This is a genomic window from Kitasatospora sp. NPDC042419 (assembly GCF_056437345.1).
The window spans coordinates 185,139-200,299 of record NZ_JBWKAW010000008.1; the positions used below are offsets into that span (position 1 = coordinate 185,139).

The following is a 15,161-nucleotide window of genomic DNA, read 5'->3' on the forward strand; positions in this document are numbered from 1 at the left end:
GGCGGACGCTCGGTGACCGTGGTGCCTCCGAGCACTCGCTCACGGCGGGGTCGGCCGACGGCCCCTGCAGCCGCCCCGGGTCAGGAGGCGACGCGTGCGGTGACCGCCGCCTCCGCCCGCTCTTCCGCCGGGCTGCTGCTCGTGTCGGTGACCGCCCCCGGGCCGCGGCCACGCCGGCGGTCCATCTCACGCCACTCCGGCCGCAGACCGGAGAGGGTGGTGGTGGCGAAGTACAGGCCGCCGCACACGAGCAGCACGGGTATGAGCCCGACCAGGGCCACCGCAGAGCCGGCGAGGAGGCCGCCCAGCGGGATGCCGGCCCAGGCCAGCGAGTCCCCGAGGGCGTTGACCCGGCCGAGCAGGTGGCGCGGTACACGCTCGAACTGGACAGCGCCGAGGATCGGGTTGAGGAATCCGGAGCCGAAGCCGCTCACCGCGAAGACGGCGAGGACGACGCCCATCGGCGCGTCCATTGCCAGGACCAGGAACCGCGGGGCGCCGCAGAGCAGGAAGCCGGCGAAGAACACCGGCCGACGCGGCAGCCGGTGGGCGAACGCCGCCGCGATGAAGCTGCCCGCCACCGCCGCAATGCCCCAGGCGCTCCCGGTCAGGCCGATGGCGGCCGGACCGCCCCCGGACTCCTGGGCCCAGACCGGGACCAGGACCGTCATGAACCCGGCGTCCAGCAGGTTGGTCACCGCGACCATGACGATGATCGTCAGCAGCAGCGGCTCGCCCCGGAGGAAGGCGAACCCCTCACCGAACATCCGCCAGTACCCGGCCGACTGCTCGACCGGCTGCTCGGCCGGCTGCTCGACCGCGCGCCCGCCCTTGGCCGACGCCTGAAGCGCGTCCGGCCGACGCGCGTCCGCCTCACGCGCGTCCGTGCGCCCGGTCGCGGCCGGAGCCGCTTCACCCGTGGACCGGAGCTCGGTGACGGGTGCGGCCACCGCCCGGCCCATGCCCCGCGGCAGCGCGATCGCGATGACCAGCGAGCCCAGGGCGAAGGCGACCGCGTTGACGGTGAGACCTGTCATCGGACCGAGCAGCGCGACCAGCCCGCCGCCCATCGCGGGGCCCGCCGTGGAGGCCAGCCGCTCCGTGACACCGGAGAGGCCGGTGGCCCGCTCCATCGGGACGCGGGCCCGGTCGGCCGCCTCGGGGACCATGACCTCCTTCGCCAAGTCCCCCGGGCCGCGGGCGGCGCCGATGATCCCGACCATGACCAGCAGCAGCCAGAACGGCAGCAGGCCGAGGCCGTGCAGCAGTGGGACCAGACCGGCCGCGACGGCGCTCACCGCGTCCGTCGTCCAGGAGACGACCCGCGGGCCGAGCCGGTCGACCACCGGACCGGTGAAGGCCTTGACCAGCACGTACGGTGTCAGCTCGACGAACGCGACCAGGCCGGTCATGGTCGCGCTGCCGGTGGTGGCGAGCACGAACCACGGGAGGGCGATGGCCGAGACCCGTGTCCCGGTCAGTGACACGGCCATCGCCGTCAGCACGCCGACCAGCGGCCGGAGGCTGCGCGGCCCGGCGGCGGCCGAGCCGGCAGTGGCGGAGCCGGCAGTGGCCGAGCCGGCAGTGGCGGAACCGGCGACGGAAGCGGCGACGGACACGTCATCGGTTCGCGTGGTCATGATCGTTCCTCCGGCACTTCGGTCGCCGTGGCCACCGGGTCGGGCAGCACGTGGACGACCACCGCCACCCGCTCGGTGCCCTCGGGCCCGGGCTCGACCGGATCGGCCCTCCGGTAGCGGGCGACCACCTCCATCAGCTCCCCCGCCAGCCCGCGGGCCTCCTCCGGGGTGAGCTGGAGGACCGAGTCGCTGAGGTCCAGGGCGTGCCGCCAGGCGGCCGGCATGGTCTCGTAGGCGTTGAGCGCGGTCTGCGCGGTGACGGTGTGCGCCGCGACGATCGACCGCAGGTACCCGAGCGCGGCCTCCGGGTCCTCGTCGGCGAGGTCGGTGTCCGTCCACCACGTCACCTGGTGGACCGCCTTCCACCACCGCTCGCGGGCGTTGCCGCGCTCGGTGTCCTCCGCGACGAACCCGGACGCCGCGAGCTGGCGGAGGTGGTAGCTGGTCGCCCCCGAGTTCAGCCCCAGCTGCTCGGCGAGCCTGGTGGCCGTGGACGGGCCGTGCTTGCGGAGCAGCCCGATCAGCTGCACGCGCACCGGGTGGGCCAGGGCGCGCAGGCCCTTGGCGTCGAGCACGACGTCGGTCTGCGGATCCGGGCTGTGTGGCCACCTGTGGTCTTCGGTCATGACAGCACCATAGAACCGCAAACAGTTCTTCGCAAAGGGTTTTTGCGAAGAAGTCTTTGCGGTTCTCGACCCGCTGCCCGGGCTGCCCCTGCCGGCCACGGCGCGGGGACTCCGTCAGCCGCCGTCAGTCACCGTCAGCCCCCGACCCCCGACGTCAGCAATCGCCCTCGATCACCGACGTCGGGCCGCCGACGTCAGCCGCCACCGATCACCGACGTCAGTCACCGGCCACCGTCAGCACGACGACGACCGTGACCCCGCCACCGGGCGTCTGTTCCACGCCCAGCCGGCCCCCGGCCGCCCGGACCAGCGCCGGCACGGACGGCCCGACGCGACCGGCCGTACCGTCCTGGCCCCGTCTGCCGCCCGGACCGCCGGGCTCGCCGGTCCGCACCCCGGCGACCAGCCAGTGCCGCGCCTCGGGCAGTTCCGACGGCCCCTGGTCGACCACCCGGAGCTCCACCCGCGCCAGCTCACCCGCCGGCACCTCCGGCGGCGCGGACACCCCGGGGAGCCCGAGCCCGCCCGGACCGCCCGGCCCGGGGACCGGATCGACCCTGACCAGCACCCTGACGCCCGGCGGGTTCCGCCGGATCGCGTGGTCGACCAGCCCGGCCAGTGCCGTCTCCAGCCGCCGGGAGTCCGCCACCACCACCGGCAGGCCGACCGGTATCCGCACCGACACCGCCCCCGACCGGCCACCGCCCCGCAGCACCCGCCGCACCACGTCGGCGACTTGGACGTGCCGCGCGTCCGGCACGCAGCCGCCGGCCCGGTCCGTCCACCGCAGGCGCTCCAGCTCGGTCCGCGACAACGGGTGCGGCCCGACCATTCCGCCCGAGCCGCCCCGGCCCGGACCGCCGATGCCCCCGCCGGGGCCGCCGCCGACCCCCGGCCCCGCACCAGGCACCCCCACCGCGTCCGGCCGGCCGCCGGCTCCCTTGAGCAGCCACGCACCCGCCGACGCCCCGGCCCGCGCCCGCGGGCCGAACCCGCCCAGCGCCCGCGCGCCCGACGCCATGTAGTCCCAGAGCTTCCCGCCTGCCATCGCCCCGCCCCTCGTACCTCGCGGACCGTCTCCGCAGAATCCCCGGCGAGCCGGTGCGGACCGCTTCCCCGGTCCTGCGCCTAGCCTGCGCCAGAGCCGCCCGGGTGACAATCCGGCTCCCGGCTCCCGGCCGACCGGGCCACCCCGCCGACCGACGGAGCCGCCACCCGCCGACCGGCGGGGCGCATCGGCCAAACGCGCGCCCCCTGACCCTGCCCCAGGCACCCCACCCCGGAGCACCCGCCCCAACCTCCCCACCCGAGCCCCGCCCCAACCTCCCCCAGCCCAAGCAAGAGCATCCCCCACCGCCCCCACCCCCTCACCCCCACCGCTCACCCCACCGCCCGCACCCCCACGCCACCGCACGGCCCGATCCGCCCACCGAACCTAGACTGACCCCATGGCCCGGCTCAACGACCAGGTCAGGGAGCTGCTCCAGGAGTACGCCGACCTGATCTCGATCACCGGCGGGGACGCCTTCCGCGCCCGCGCCTACGAGAAGGCCGCCCGGGCGGTCGGCGGCCACCCCGACGACATCGCCGGACTCGACGCCAAGGGGCTCCAGCAGATCCCCGGCGTCGGCAAGTCCACCGCCGAGAAGGTCGCCGAGTACCTCTCCACCGGCCGGATGGAGGCGCTGGAGTCGCTGCGCGCCAAGATCCCTGCCGGGGTGCGCGCCATGATGTCCGTCCCGAACGTGGGCCCCAAACGCGCCCTCGCGCTCTACCGCGACCTCGGCATCGCCTCCGTCGACCAGCTCGCCGAGGCGATCCGGGCCGACCGGCTGACCGGGGTGGCGGGCTTCGGCGAGCGCAGCGGCGAGAAGATCCTGCACGGCATCGAGCTGATGCGGCAGTCCGGCGGGCGGACGCTGCTGGACGTCGCCACCGCGCAGGCCGAACAGATCGTCGCGGCGCTCGCGGCCGTCCCGGGCTGCACCCGCTGCGCCTACGCCGGTTCGCTGCGGCGGATGCGCGAGACGGTCGGCGACATCGACGTGCTGGCCACCGCCGAGGACTCGGCCCCGCTGATGGCTGCGCTCACCGGACTCCCGTACGTGGCCGAGGTGATCGCCGGCGGTCCGACGAAGACCTCGGTCCGCACCACCGACGGCCTCCAGGTGGACCTGCGCGTGGTGCCGGAGGAGGACTGGGGTGCGGCACTGGTGTACTTCACCGGTTCCAAGGCGCACAACATCAGGCTCCGCACGATCGCGGTCCGGGCCGGCCTGAAGCTCTCCGAGTACGGGTTGTTCGACGCGGAGAGCGGCGGGAAGGTCGTCTCGGCGACCGAGGAGGAGGTCTACGCGGCACTCGGCCTGCCGTGGATCGCACCACCGCTGCGCGAGGACCGGGGCGAGATCGAGGCCGCGCTGCGCGGCGAACTGCCGGAGCTGGTGACCGAGGCCGACCTCCGCGGAGACCTGCACACGCACACCGACCTGACCGACGGGCTGGCCGGCCTGGAGGAGATGATCGACGCGGCGGCGGCCCGCGGCTACGCCTACTTCGCCGTCACCGACCACGCGCCCGACCTGGTGATGCAGCGGATGACGGACGAGAAGATGCTCGCCCAGCGCGAACGGCTGCGCGAACTCGCGGGCCGCCACCGGAGGATGCGGCTGCTCCACGGCACCGAGCTGAACATCGGTCCGGACGGCACGGTCGACTGGCCGGCCGACTTCCTGGCCGGTTTCGACGTGTGCGTGGCCTCGGTCCACTCCCATTTCGGCGCCGACCGGGCGGCCCAGACCCGTCGCCTGATCCGCGCCTGCGAGAACCCCCACGTCCACGTCATCGGCCACCTCACCACCCGGCGGATCGGCCGGCGCGGACCGATCGACGTCGACCTGGACGCCGTCTTCGCCGCCGCCGCCCGCACCGGCACGGCCGTCGAGATCAACAGTTCGCCCCAGCGCCTCGACCTGCGCGACGAGGACGTGCTGCGTGCCAGGCGCCACGGGGTCAAGTTCTCGATCGACAGTGACGCGCACGCCACCCCTCACCTGGCCTACCCCCGGTACGGGGTCGGCACCGCGCAGCGGGCCTGGCTGACCGCCGAGGACGTGATCAACACCTGGCCCTGGCAGCGGCTGAAGCGCTTCCTGCGCAAGGACGCGCTGCGCTGAGCGGCCCGCCCGCTCCCGGGTCTTCGGCCACCGGCCCGGGTGCGTCCGATTTGGTGGAATTTATTCCGGAAACCCCTGGTGTGCCGCGCAGGTGAGGAGCATGATGGATATGGACCTGCGAGGTAGACGAGGGAGTTCGACCGCAGGAGGCAGTGGCGACAGATCGAGACGGATCAGGGTCTGCCGCTGGTACCTCGGTCGACGATCGAACTGTTCGGCCGGAGGACGTGTCGTCCGGAGGCCACCCCCACCTCGCAGGTTCCACACGCCCGGCTACGGCGCCGTCCGCACCGCGTACCCCATCTCCCAGGCGTGCACGGCGATTCCGACCCGGTTCGACACCCCGAGCTTGCGCTGGATGCTCGCCACGTGGGTCTTCACGGTGCCCGGGGAGATGAACAGCTCCGCGGCGATGTCGGCGTTGGTCCGGCCCGCGGCGACGTGGCCGGCGATCTCCACCTCGCGACCGGTCAGGGGCGCGACCGGCGCGGACCGGCGGTCCGTCCGCCGGGGCGCCGTGACGTGCTGCAGCAGCCGCACCGTGACGGACGGGCTGATCAGGCTCTCCCCGCTCGCCGCCGCCCGCACCGCCTCGGCCAGCAGCGCCGGACCCGAGCGCTTGAGCAGGAACCCCGAGGCCCCGTGCTGCAGGGCCGGGTAGACGTACTCGTCGAGGTCGAAGGTGGTCAGCACCACCACCCGCACCGGAGTGGCGGCGCCCGGGCCGGCGAGTCTCCTGGTCAGTTCCAGGCCGTCCATCCGGGGCATCCGGATGTCCACCAGCGCGACGTCCGGGCGCAGTTCCTCCGCGAGCTCCAGCGCGGCGAGCCCGTCCACGGCCTCGCCGACCACCTCGATGTCGGGCTGTGCCTCCAGGATCCGTCGCACGCTGCGGCGCACGGCCTCCTGGTCGTCCGCGATCAACGTGCGAATGGGCTCCGGCTTCGGACTCGTCACGGGGGGCAGTCTCGCACGACGGCACCGCCCGCCCCGGCCGGGCCCGGGTGGACCAGTGGACCGGCGGACCGGCGGACCGGACCGACCCACCGCGCCCTTGCTGTCTGCCGCCTGCCGCCTTTCCCCCTCTCCCGCCTCCTCCCTGCCGATCGGAGCGCCCTACCGCGCGGGCAGCACGCAGGCGGTCCGCCAGCCCGCCGGCCTCAGCGGCCCCGCCTCCAGCACCCCGCCGTGCGCGGCGACGCGCTCGGTCAGCCCCACCAACCCCGTGCCACCACTGCCCGGACGGCGCCGCAGCAGCCCCCTGACACCCCGTCCGCCGGTGCCGCGCCCGCCACCGCCGTCGTCGGTCACCGACACCTCCACCGCCCGGCCGCCGCCCGGACCGACCGCCACCCGCACCACCACGTCCACGGCGCCGGGCGCGTGCCTCCGGACGTTGGTCAACGCCTCCAGCACGACGGCGTACGCGGTGCCCTCCGCCTCCGCCGACAGCAGCCCAGCGGTCTCCGGCGCCGCCTCCAGAAGGGCCCGGACCGTGCCCGTGGTGGTGAACCGGCCGACCAGTTCCGGCAGATCGGCGAGCCCGTGCACCCGGGTGGTGCCGGCCACCCGGCCCGCCGCGACCCCGCCACCCGCCCCGTGCCCGGCGGCGCCACCGCCCGAGGAGCCGCCCTCGTCACCGCCCGAGTCGCCGTCCTCGTCCGCGTGCGGCTCCCGCAGCGCACCGACCATCGCGTCCATCGAGTCCAGTGCCCGCAGCCCGGCCTCCTCCAGCCGGCGCAGCAGCGCGGCCGTCTCCTCCGGCCCCTGGCCGGGCAGTTGGCCCGCCTGAGCCTCCAGCACGATGCCGGTGACCTCGTGCGCGACGAAGTCGTGCAGCCCCCGCGCCACCTCCAGCCGCTGCTCGCGCCGGGCCCGGAGCACCGCACGCTCCCGGCGGGCGTCCAGCGCCCGCAGGTAGAGGCCGGCACCGACCACCCCGGCCAGCGGCACCACCGACAGCAGGACGGCGAGCAGCGAGCCGGTCCAGCCGCCGTCCGGCACCCGTGCGGTGAACCGCAGCGGTACCGCGACCACCGCCACCGCCACGACCGCGCCGACGGCGCCGGCCCACCGTCCGCGCGCACGGCGGGCCACCCGACCCGCCAGCACCAACAGGGCCGGCCACTCGGACGGCAGCCAGAAGCCTGCCAGGCGGTACGGCCCGGTGTAGGCGGCGTCCAGCAGCAACGACGCGGCGGCCACGGCGCCCGCCGCCGCCGCGAGCGTCACCCGCCGCGATGACGACGGCGACGGCGACGGCGACGACGCCGGCCACGGCAGGACCGCCACCAGCGCCGCCAGGGCGGCCGTGGCGGCGATCAGCAGCGCGGCGGCGCGCTCGCCCTCGTGCGCCAGCGCGACGGGCGTGAGCAGGAGCAGCGCCGCAGCCACGGCCACCGGCCGGCGGGCCCGGGCGGCGCGAGGGGCCCGGGCGGGGACGACGGAACGGCCGGTGCCGGAACGGGGCTCGGTCCGCGTCCGGGCCCGCACACGGTCCGCCGGAAGGTCAGCACGCATGCGCATGAGCCTACGATCCGGCCGGACGGCCACCCGGTCGGCCCAACTCTCCCGGGGAGGCGCTCCCTCCCGGCGCCGGTTCCCGGCCGGGGCAAGTCCCTCTCCGGGCGGGAGGGATGACGGCCGCCGACCGCCCGCCGGGGGCGGCTCCGGGCTGCGGCCGGGAGACCCTTCTCCGACCGCCGGAGCACGGTACCGTTCATCCGTGGCGCCGCCGGCGGCTTCACCGTCCGCGGCCGAGCCCGCGCCGCCGCGCCCCACCGCACGACGCCCCGCGCCACGCCGCACGTCACCTCGCGCCACGCCGCACGGAACCGGAGGACCCGCCCGATGCCCCAGGCCCGTACGTCCCCCGGCGTCCCGCCACGCCCCGGCCCGAACGGCCCGCCGGACTACGACCGGCTCACCGCGGTCAGCCCCTACTTCGCCCTCGACGTCGCCGGCTCCCCCGACCAGGGCCCGCCCCCGGGCTTCCGGCCGCTGCGGGACCTCTACGCCCCCGGCCCGGACGGGTTGCTGGCGGGCCGCGTGCGGGAGGTCGCTCAGCGGCTCGGGACGGCGGAAGCCCGGGTGGCCGCGTCGATCCTGCACCTCGGCCTGGCCGCCAGGTTCTGTTCGGTGGGCCTCGGCGCGGCCGTCCTGCTCGGCGAGGTGCCCGAGCTGGACCCCGACCGGGCGCAGGTCCGGGTCCCCGAACAGGGGCCGATCGACCTCTGGACGCCGTACGGACCCACCCAGTCGGACCGGGGCTCCCTGGTCGACCGCTTCCACCGGACCGTCGTCGAAGGGCAGTTGACGGCCCTGGAAGCAGCCGTCAGGGCGACGGTCCCGCTGCCCGACGGGCTGCTCCGGGGCAACACCGCATCGGCCCTCGCCGGCGCCCTGCGGATGCTCGACGCGCACACCGCCGCGCAGCCGGACAGCGCCGCCGCGCCCCACGGGCCCGCCCGGGCCCGTGCCCTCGTCGCCCAGGTGCTCGACCGGCCACCGCTCGCCGGCGCCGGCACGCTGCTCGCGACCCGGGTCCCCGGGATCCCCGGACGTCCCGGCGCGCTCGGCGGCACCGCGTTCCGCCGCAACAGCTGCTGCCTCTACTACCGCGTCGGCCCGCAGGCGGGCGTCTGCGGCGACTGCTGCTTCACCCGCACGCCACGCCGCTCCTGAGCAACGACCTCCCGGCGGACGCCAGGCCGGCGAGCACCGCTCGGCCGCGCCTCGGGCCCCTGCCGCCTCGTCGTCCGCGGACCGGAGGGCCCGTATGCCGCCCCGGACCCGCGCCGTCCGGTCTCCCGGGGGCCAGAACCAGAACCAGGACCAGGTCCGGGACCGGCTCCCAGGCCCGACCCGGCCTCGGGCTATCGTCCCGGTGTGCTGTTCGTACTCTTCGTCCCGGCGGCGCTGCTCACCGCCGGGGCCGCGCACTGGCTGGGCCTCGCCGCCACGCGGTCGGCGACCCGGTTCCCGCCCGCCCTGACCGCCGTGGCCGGAGGGCTGGCGGTGCTCGGTACGGCGCTGGCCGTCGGTCTGCTCGCCTGGCCCTCCTACCTCGCGCCGTTCGCCGCCCTCCTCTGGGCGGCCGGCGGGTTCAGCGGCACCGTCCGCGGCCTGCTCCACCGCACCGCCGGTCGGCACGCCTGACCCGTGCACCGGGCCGGGAAGGCCCGGCGCACGGGGCGTTCCGGGTACTCCGGGTGCACCGGCCCGCCGTGCCCACCGCCCGCCGCTACCGCACCCGCCCGTCCCAGCTCCACTCCCCGGGCGGCCGCCGTCCGAGGCCGGGCAGCGCGACGCGCCCCGTGCACCACAGCAGCGTCCCCCCGGCAGCGAAGCCGGTCGGCGCCTCCGGGAACAGCCGGGCCACCGCCGGTGCGGCCAGCCGCTCCGGGAGAGCCCCGGCACGGGCCCCCGCCCTGGCGCCACCGAGGTCCCCGGCCCCGACCCCGCCCAGGCCCCCGTCCACGCCCAGCGCACCGGCCAGGTCCCAGCCGTGGACGAGGAGTTCGACCACCCCCATGGCGGCGAAGCCGGGGGCGTCCGAGTGCCCCCAGGGGTGCCAGGCCCGGGCCTCCGGCGGCGCGTCGCGGACGGTGGCCGCCAGCAGGGCGGCGGCGATGCGCAGGCCCTCCAGGCAGTGCGGGACGGGCGCGGCCGGGTCCAGCGAACCGAACAGGGCGATGTACCGGTCGGTCGGCCGCGCGGTGAGGAGGCCCGCGTAGCCGAGCACCCCGAGCGCAAGGTGGTCGAGCGTCGCACGGCAGGTCCACTCGCTGCCCGCCGGGCGCCGTGTCCAGTCGGCGTCGGCGGCCTCGGCCAGGACGGCGGAGGTCGTGGCAGCGGCTTCGGTGACGAGACCGGGCCAGTCGACCCGGGAGGCCCGGGAAGCCCGGGAAGCCCGGAGCGCCGTCACTTGCCGATCACCTCGACCAGGCGGGCGTAGCTGTCGGCGCCGTGACCGGCGGCGATGGCCCGGTCGACGTGGCCGGCGAGCAGCTCGGGCAGCGCGGTGTCGAGACCTCGTACCCGACCGGCGTGCAGCAGGTGGGCCATCGCGGCGCGGTGGACGTCGAGGCTGGCGTCGTCGCCGGGGTAGCGTCCGGCGTCGACCTGGGCCGCGTACCGGGTGACGAAACCGGTGACGGCGCCGGAGAGCCAACGGTTGGCGACCGGCGTGAAGTCGGCGGCCGCCACCCCGTCGGCGCCGACCAGCGCCGCGCCGTGCAGCCAGCCGCTGAGCGCCGACCACATCAGGCCGAGCAGCGCCGCGTCGTACAGGCTCGCGGCCCCCGGGTCCCGGCCGAGGTCGACGGGGTCCCCGAACACGGCGAGGGCGGCCCGGTACCGGGTGAGCGTGCCGGCGTCACCGCTGTAGAGCAGCATCGCGTCGGGGCCGCCGATGCCGGGCGGGGTGATCATGACCGCGCCGTCCAGGTAGCCGAGTCCGTGTCCGGCCGCCCACCCCGCGAACTCGCGGGCCTGCTCGGGCGAACCGGAGGTGAGGTTGACCAGCGTGCGCCCGGCGAGGGCCTCCTCCTGCCCGGCCAGGACCTCCCGGAGCGCGGCGTAGTCGAGGACGCAGGCGACGATCAGCTCGTTCGCCGTGACCGCCTCACCCGCGGTGGCGGCGTGGGCGGCGCCGCGGGCGACCAGCGGCTCGGCCTTGGCGGCGGAGCGGTTCCAGACGGTGGTGGGGTGGCCCGCGTCGAGCAGCGCTCCTGCCAGCGCGGTGCCCATGGCGCCGAGGCCGAGGACGGTGACGGGTTCCGGGACGGAGACGGAGGCGGGGACGACGGCGGGCACGGCGACGGCAGCAGAAGCAGGGGCGGGGCCGGGAACAGGGACGTGGACAGGGCTGTGCGACATGGGGAGTGCTCCAGAGGGACGGACAACGGTCTTGATCGACGAGGACCACCCTCACAGCCGGGCCCGCGGCACCGACAGTGGCAGGATTGCCCTTTGCCGCACCATTCCTGCCAGGAGGAACGCGCCATGACCGCCTCGCCGCCGACCGCCCCGATGCCCGACTCCTCCGCGCCCGACGCCTCCGCACCCGACGCCCCACCACCGGCCGTCGCCTCGCGGCCCACCGCCCCGGGCACCGTCGCGGTCGCCGTCCTCGACCACGCCGACATCCCGCTCTGGGACCTCTACGAACTCGGCATGGCCTGCGCGGTGTTCGGCATCCCCCAGCCCGACCTGGCCGACCGCTGGTACGACCTGCGCCTCTGCGCCGAGAAGCCCGTACCGGCCGCACCGAGCGCACCGACCACCCCCACCGCATCCACCGCACCCGCCGCACCCGCGTTCGGCTTCTCCCTCCGCGCCGAGTACGGCTGGGACGCCCTCGCGGACGCGGACACCGTGGTCGTCACCTCCGTCCCGGACGCCTGCGTCACCGGGGACCGCGAGGTGCCGCCGGCGCTCGTCGCGGAACTGCGGCGCGCGGCGGCCGCAGGGGCACGCATGGTCTCACTGTGCACCGGCGCGTTCGCGCTCGCGGCCGCCGGCATCCTCGACGGGCGGCGGGCCACCGCGCACTGGTCGCACACCGCCGATCTGGCCGAGCGGTACCCGGACGTCACCGTCGACGACAGCGTGCTCTACGTGGATGACGGCGATGTGCTGACCAGCGCGGGAGTGGCCGCCGGGCTGGACCTCTGCCTGCACATCGTCCGGCGCGACCTCGGCGCGAGGGTGGCCAACCAGCTCGCCCGGCGGATGGTGGTTCCGGCGCACCGACCGGGCGGGCAGGCCCAGTTCGTGGACCTCTCGGTGCCGGTCGCGGACGACGACAGCCTCGCCCCGGTCCTCCAGTGGGCCACCGCCAACCTCGAACGGCCGCTCACCGTCGACGACTTGGCCCGGCAGGCACGGATGAGTCCGCGGACCTTCTTCCGCCGCCTGCAGGCCGCCACCGGCACCACCCCGCTGCAGTGGCTGCTGCACCAGCGGCTCGCGCTCGCCCAGTCCCTGCTGGAGAGCACCGAGTTGCCGGTCGAGCGGATCGGGGGGCTCAGCGGCCTCGGCAGCGCGGCCAACCTCCGCCGCCACTTCACGGCGCGCGTCGGCGTCTCGCCCACCGACTACCGGCGCGCGTTCGCCGCCCGGGCGTCGACCGCCGTCCGCTGAACGACGACTGCCGGGCGCCCGGGCGATCCCGCGCCCCGATCCGACCCGTCACCACCCCCGGCGGAAGTGCCCCGGTGGAGCCGGCCCAGCAGAGGCGGCCCCGACGGAGGCGCCCCTGCCGAGGCGGCCCCGGCGGCGGGTGCCCCGCCCCGGGAGACGGGAGCCCCCACCGCACCACCCCGCCTACCGCTCCAGCGTCGCGGCCGTCAGGTTGGGGTCGTTCAGGGTGAAGAACGCCGCACTCGCCACGAACACCCTGTCCCCGCGGATGCCGACCGAGGTGGGGTTGGAGAGGCCGTCCTCCGCGGTGAGCACGGTGCGGCGACTGCCGTCCCCGGCGATGAACACGGCCTCGCTGGAGGGGTTCAGGGCGGCGATCAGCTCGTCGCCGGGACCGGGGAAGGCGAAGTCGTCGAGGCCGTCGAGGCCGGTGGCGCGGGTCTCGGCCGGGCCGGCGGCGCCGTCCGCCCCGATCGGGATGCGCAGCAGCGTGCCGGCGTCGGTGTTGCCGACCCAGACGGCGCCGGCGTGCAGTTTGAGGCCGTTGGCGCCGAAGGCGGTGACGGGCTTGAGCAGGGCGTCGTCGGACCAGACCGTCGGGGCGCCGCCGCCCACGGGGACGGCCCGCACCAGGCCGAGCGCCGAGTCCGCGGAGTAGAGCAGGCCCGCCTGCTCGTCGAGCGCGAGGCCGTTGGGCAGGCTGTCGGCGGGGAGGGCGGAGATCCGCTCGGGCTCCCCGCCCGGGCAGAGCCGCCACAGGCCGGTGAGGTCCTCCGTGCCGGTGGCGTAGGCGAAGTAGAGGGTGCCGTCGTGGGCGCGGGCGAGGCCGGAGACCACGGCCGCGCCGAGCAGCGGGGTGGCCGGCCGATCGGGGGCCGGCAGGGTGGCGAGGACGGTCAGGTGCCCGTCGGGGCCGACCCGGCCGAGCTGGCGGGCGAAGGACAGGGTGAGGTCCACCGAGCCGTCGGGCTCCACCGCGATGTTCTCTGGCTGCTGCCCCCGGGCCAGGTCGAAGTGGGCGACGATCCGGGGCTGGGAGAGCGGCGGCGCGACGGCGACGGCCGGGGTGGCCGCCAGCAGTGCCAGCGCGAAGGGGGCGGCGGGGGCCGCACCGAGCAGCCGGGCGAGGCGGGACGGTCGGGGCATGAGGGGGTACTCCTCGGTGGTCGGCGCGGCCCCGGGGGTGGGGGGGCGGGGGCGCCGGGGTGGCGTCCTCCGTCAGCAGAGCACGGCGGAAGCGGACACTCCGGCGGCGGCGAACCGTGCCGCCGGGAGGATCCCCCGGTCGGTCCCGCCCCGTCCCCCATTCCCGTCCCGTCCCCCTCCCGGCCCGTCCCGTCCCCGCAGAGGCGGTCAGACCGCGACCGTCTCCTCCATCTCCTCCTCCGCCCCACCATCGACCCCGGCCCCACCATCGGCCCCACCATCGGCCCCGCCCCCGGCCGCCCGCCGACGCGCTCCTGCTGCCGCTCCCGCCTCCGTTCCCACCGCCGCTCCCAACGCCGCTCCCAACGCCGCAGAGCCGCGCCTCTCGAACAGCGCAGCGCCCGCCACCAGCGCACCGGCCAGGGCCAGCCACAGCACCAGCGTCAGCAGGTGGCCGCCGAACCCGGCGCCGCTGTCGAAGTACAGCAGGCTGCGCGCGCCCTCCAGGAAGCCGGCGCCGGCCCAGAACGAGTGCAGCGCGCCGAAGAAGCCGTTCTGCAGGTCGGGCCGGTAGACGCCGCCGGAGCTGGTGAAGTTCAGCATCACGAACAGCACCATCATCACCAGCGTGGTCCACCGCTTCAGGAAGGTGTGCAGTCCGATACCGACGCCGATCACGCCGGCCGAGTAGAGCCAGCCGAGCGCCCACACGCCCGCCGGGTCGTGGTCCACGACGTGGAAGACCGGCCCGGCGGTGAGGATCCCGATCAGGCTCACCGCCAGCGACGTCGCCAGCCCGACCAGTACCCGGATCCGCATGCTCAGCGCCGCACCGGCCGCACCGATCACCGCGACGCTCCCGTAGGAGCCGATGCTGAGCGCGACCAGGAGGAAGAACAGGCCCTGGCCGGTCGGATCCCCCTCGCTCGGGGCGGCGAGGTCGGTGACGGCCAGCGGCACGCCCTGTTCCGCGGTGACGCGCTGGAACACCTTCTCGGCGGCCATCGCCGACGTGTCCGAACCCGCCTTGGCCACCAGCAGTTCGGGGTGCCGGCCGTCCGGGAGGAAGGCGCCGACCAGTTCGCGGTCGTGCAGTTGCCGCTCGGCGGCGGCCCGGTCCGGCAGGGTGGCGACGTCCAGGGCGGAGCCGGCCCGGGCCTGGACGGCGTGGGCCAGTCCGCGCGCCTGCTCGGTCGTGCCGACGACGGCGACCTTGAGGTGGTTGGGCTCGGGCTGGTGGAACGCGCCCTGGTAGGCGAGCGCCATGCCGAGGCACATCAGCAGTGGTGTGAGCAGGTGGACGGCCAGGTGCTTGAGCGAGTGCCCCGGGTCGGGAGCTGCGGCGGTGGTCCGGGGTGTGCTCATGGGGTGGTCCGTCCTCCGGGTGGCGACCTCGACAAAGGATGGTAAATGCAACCATCTGGATG

General features: G+C 75.9%; 13 protein-coding genes. 4 read left to right on the plus strand and 9 right to left on the minus strand.

What is annotated here, in order from left to right:
• Window positions 1-80: 80 nt before the first annotated feature.
• The 3 genes from AC067J_RS18340 to AC067J_RS18350 all read right to left on the minus strand — a co-directional run bounded on the left by AC067J_RS18340 (window position 81) and on the right by AC067J_RS18350 (window position 3,314).
• Window positions 81-1,640 carry an MFS transporter gene (locus tag AC067J_RS18340; RefSeq protein WP_478300350.1) on the minus strand — a complete coding sequence of 520 codons (1,560 nt, stop codon included), beginning with the start codon at window positions 1,638-1,640 and terminating at the stop codon, window positions 81-83.
• Complete coding sequence (locus tag AC067J_RS18345; RefSeq protein ID WP_478300352.1) at window positions 1,637-2,266, minus strand: ArsR/SmtB family transcription factor; 630 nt, start codon at window positions 2,264-2,266, stop codon at window positions 1,637-1,639. Before AC067J_RS18345 ends, AC067J_RS18340 begins: the two co-directional genes overlap by 4 nt.
• A gap of 217 nt (window positions 2,267-2,483) precedes the next feature.
• Window positions 2,484-3,314 carry a histidine kinase gene (locus AC067J_RS18350; RefSeq protein ID WP_478300354.1) on the minus strand — a complete coding sequence of 277 codons (831 nt, stop codon included), beginning with the start codon at window positions 3,312-3,314 and terminating at the stop codon, window positions 2,484-2,486.
• A 400-nt stretch (window positions 3,315-3,714) separates the two neighbouring features.
• Here AC067J_RS18350 and polX point away from each other — a divergent pair, with 400 nt between their 5' ends.
• On the plus strand, window positions 3,715-5,442 hold the full coding sequence (gene polX / locus AC067J_RS18355; RefSeq protein ID WP_478300356.1) for a DNA polymerase/3'-5' exonuclease PolX: 1,728 nt from the start codon (window positions 3,715-3,717) through the stop codon (window positions 5,440-5,442).
• A gap of 273 nt (window positions 5,443-5,715) precedes the next feature.
• On the opposite strand, the gene AC067J_RS18360 is transcribed toward polX, so the two are convergent.
• Both AC067J_RS18360 and AC067J_RS18365 read right to left on the minus strand, forming a co-directional pair.
• Window positions 5,716-6,408 (minus strand): response regulator, encoded by a 693-nt coding sequence (locus AC067J_RS18360; protein WP_478300573.1) that lies wholly within the window; start codon window positions 6,406-6,408, stop codon window positions 5,716-5,718.
• 150 nt (window positions 6,409-6,558) lie between these two features.
• Window positions 6,559-7,962 carry a sensor histidine kinase gene (locus AC067J_RS18365; protein WP_478300358.1) on the minus strand — a complete coding sequence of 468 codons (1,404 nt, stop codon included), beginning with the start codon at window positions 7,960-7,962 and terminating at the stop codon, window positions 6,559-6,561.
• 330 nt (window positions 7,963-8,292) lie between these two features.
• Between AC067J_RS18365 and AC067J_RS18370 the strand changes: the two genes are divergently transcribed.
• Window positions 8,293-9,126: a (2Fe-2S)-binding protein gene (locus tag AC067J_RS18370; protein WP_478300360.1), complete on the plus strand. Its 834-nt coding sequence runs from the start codon at window positions 8,293-8,295 to the stop codon at window positions 9,124-9,126.
• Window positions 9,127-9,330: 204 nt separating this feature from the next.
• A complete protein-coding gene (locus AC067J_RS18375) occupies window positions 9,331-9,600 on the plus strand; it encodes a hypothetical protein (RefSeq protein ID WP_478300362.1) in 270 nt (89 codons plus the stop codon).
• Between the two features lie 85 nt (window positions 9,601-9,685).
• On the opposite strand, the gene AC067J_RS18380 is transcribed toward AC067J_RS18375, so the two are convergent.
• Together AC067J_RS18380 and AC067J_RS18385 are read right to left on the minus strand one after the other, a co-directional pair.
• Window positions 9,686-10,369, minus strand: a complete 684-nt coding sequence (locus AC067J_RS18380; RefSeq protein WP_478300364.1) for a maleylpyruvate isomerase N-terminal domain-containing protein — start codon at window positions 10,367-10,369, stop codon at window positions 9,686-9,688.
• The gene (locus tag AC067J_RS18385; RefSeq protein ID WP_478300366.1) at window positions 10,366-11,322 is read right to left on the minus strand and encodes an NAD(P)-dependent oxidoreductase; all 957 of its coding nucleotides are present in this window, start codon (window positions 11,320-11,322) and stop codon (window positions 10,366-10,368) included. The genes AC067J_RS18380 and AC067J_RS18385 overlap by 4 nt, the downstream gene beginning before the upstream one ends.
• 297 nt (window positions 11,323-11,619) lie before the next feature.
• Between AC067J_RS18385 and AC067J_RS18390 the strand changes: the two genes are divergently transcribed.
• Window positions 11,620-12,588 carry a GlxA family transcriptional regulator gene (locus tag AC067J_RS18390; RefSeq protein ID WP_478300575.1) on the plus strand — a complete coding sequence of 323 codons (969 nt, stop codon included), beginning with the start codon at window positions 11,620-11,622 and terminating at the stop codon, window positions 12,586-12,588.
• Window positions 12,589-12,771: 183 nt separating this feature from the next.
• Here the strand turns inward: AC067J_RS18390 and AC067J_RS18395 are convergent, their stop codons facing one another.
• Together AC067J_RS18395 and AC067J_RS18400 are read right to left on the minus strand one after the other, a co-directional pair.
• Window positions 12,772-13,734 (minus strand): NHL repeat-containing protein, encoded by a 963-nt coding sequence (locus tag AC067J_RS18395; RefSeq protein ID WP_478300368.1) that lies wholly within the window; start codon window positions 13,732-13,734, stop codon window positions 12,772-12,774.
• A gap of 207 nt (window positions 13,735-13,941) precedes the next feature.
• The gene (locus tag AC067J_RS18400) at window positions 13,942-15,099 is read right to left on the minus strand and encodes a hypothetical protein (RefSeq protein ID WP_478300370.1); all 1,158 of its coding nucleotides are present in this window, start codon (window positions 15,097-15,099) and stop codon (window positions 13,942-13,944) included.
• Window positions 15,100-15,161 lie beyond the last annotated feature (62 nt).

Excerpts from the sequence above, each read along its gene's own strand:
- AC067J_RS18340 (WP_478300350.1), bottom strand. The coding sequence starts at position 1,640 with ATGACCACGCGAACCGATGACGTGTCCGTCGCCGCTTCCGTCGCCGGT.
- polX (WP_478300356.1), top strand. The coding sequence starts at position 3,715 with ATGGCCCGGCTCAACGACCAGGTCAGGGAGCTGCTCCAGGAGTACGCC.
- AC067J_RS18390 (WP_478300575.1), top strand. The coding sequence starts at position 11,620 with ATGGCCTGCGCGGTGTTCGGCATCCCCCAGCCCGACCTGGCCGACCGC.
- AC067J_RS18350 (WP_478300354.1), bottom strand. The coding sequence starts at position 3,314 with ATGGCAGGCGGGAAGCTCTGGGACTACATGGCGTCGGGCGCGCGGGCG.
- AC067J_RS18400 (WP_478300370.1), bottom strand. The coding sequence starts at position 15,099 with ATGAGCACACCCCGGACCACCGCCGCAGCTCCCGACCCGGGGCACTCG.
- AC067J_RS18370 (WP_478300360.1), top strand. The coding sequence starts at position 8,293 with ATGCCCCAGGCCCGTACGTCCCCCGGCGTCCCGCCACGCCCCGGCCCG.
- AC067J_RS18365 (WP_478300358.1), bottom strand. The coding sequence starts at position 7,962 with ATGCGTGCTGACCTTCCGGCGGACCGTGTGCGGGCCCGGACGCGGACC.
- AC067J_RS18395 (WP_478300368.1), bottom strand. The coding sequence starts at position 13,734 with ATGCCCCGACCGTCCCGCCTCGCCCGGCTGCTCGGTGCGGCCCCCGCC.
- AC067J_RS18345 (WP_478300352.1), bottom strand. The coding sequence starts at position 2,266 with ATGACCGAAGACCACAGGTGGCCACACAGCCCGGATCCGCAGACCGAC.
- AC067J_RS18385 (WP_478300366.1), bottom strand. The coding sequence starts at position 11,322 with ATGTCGCACAGCCCTGTCCACGTCCCTGTTCCCGGCCCCGCCCCTGCT.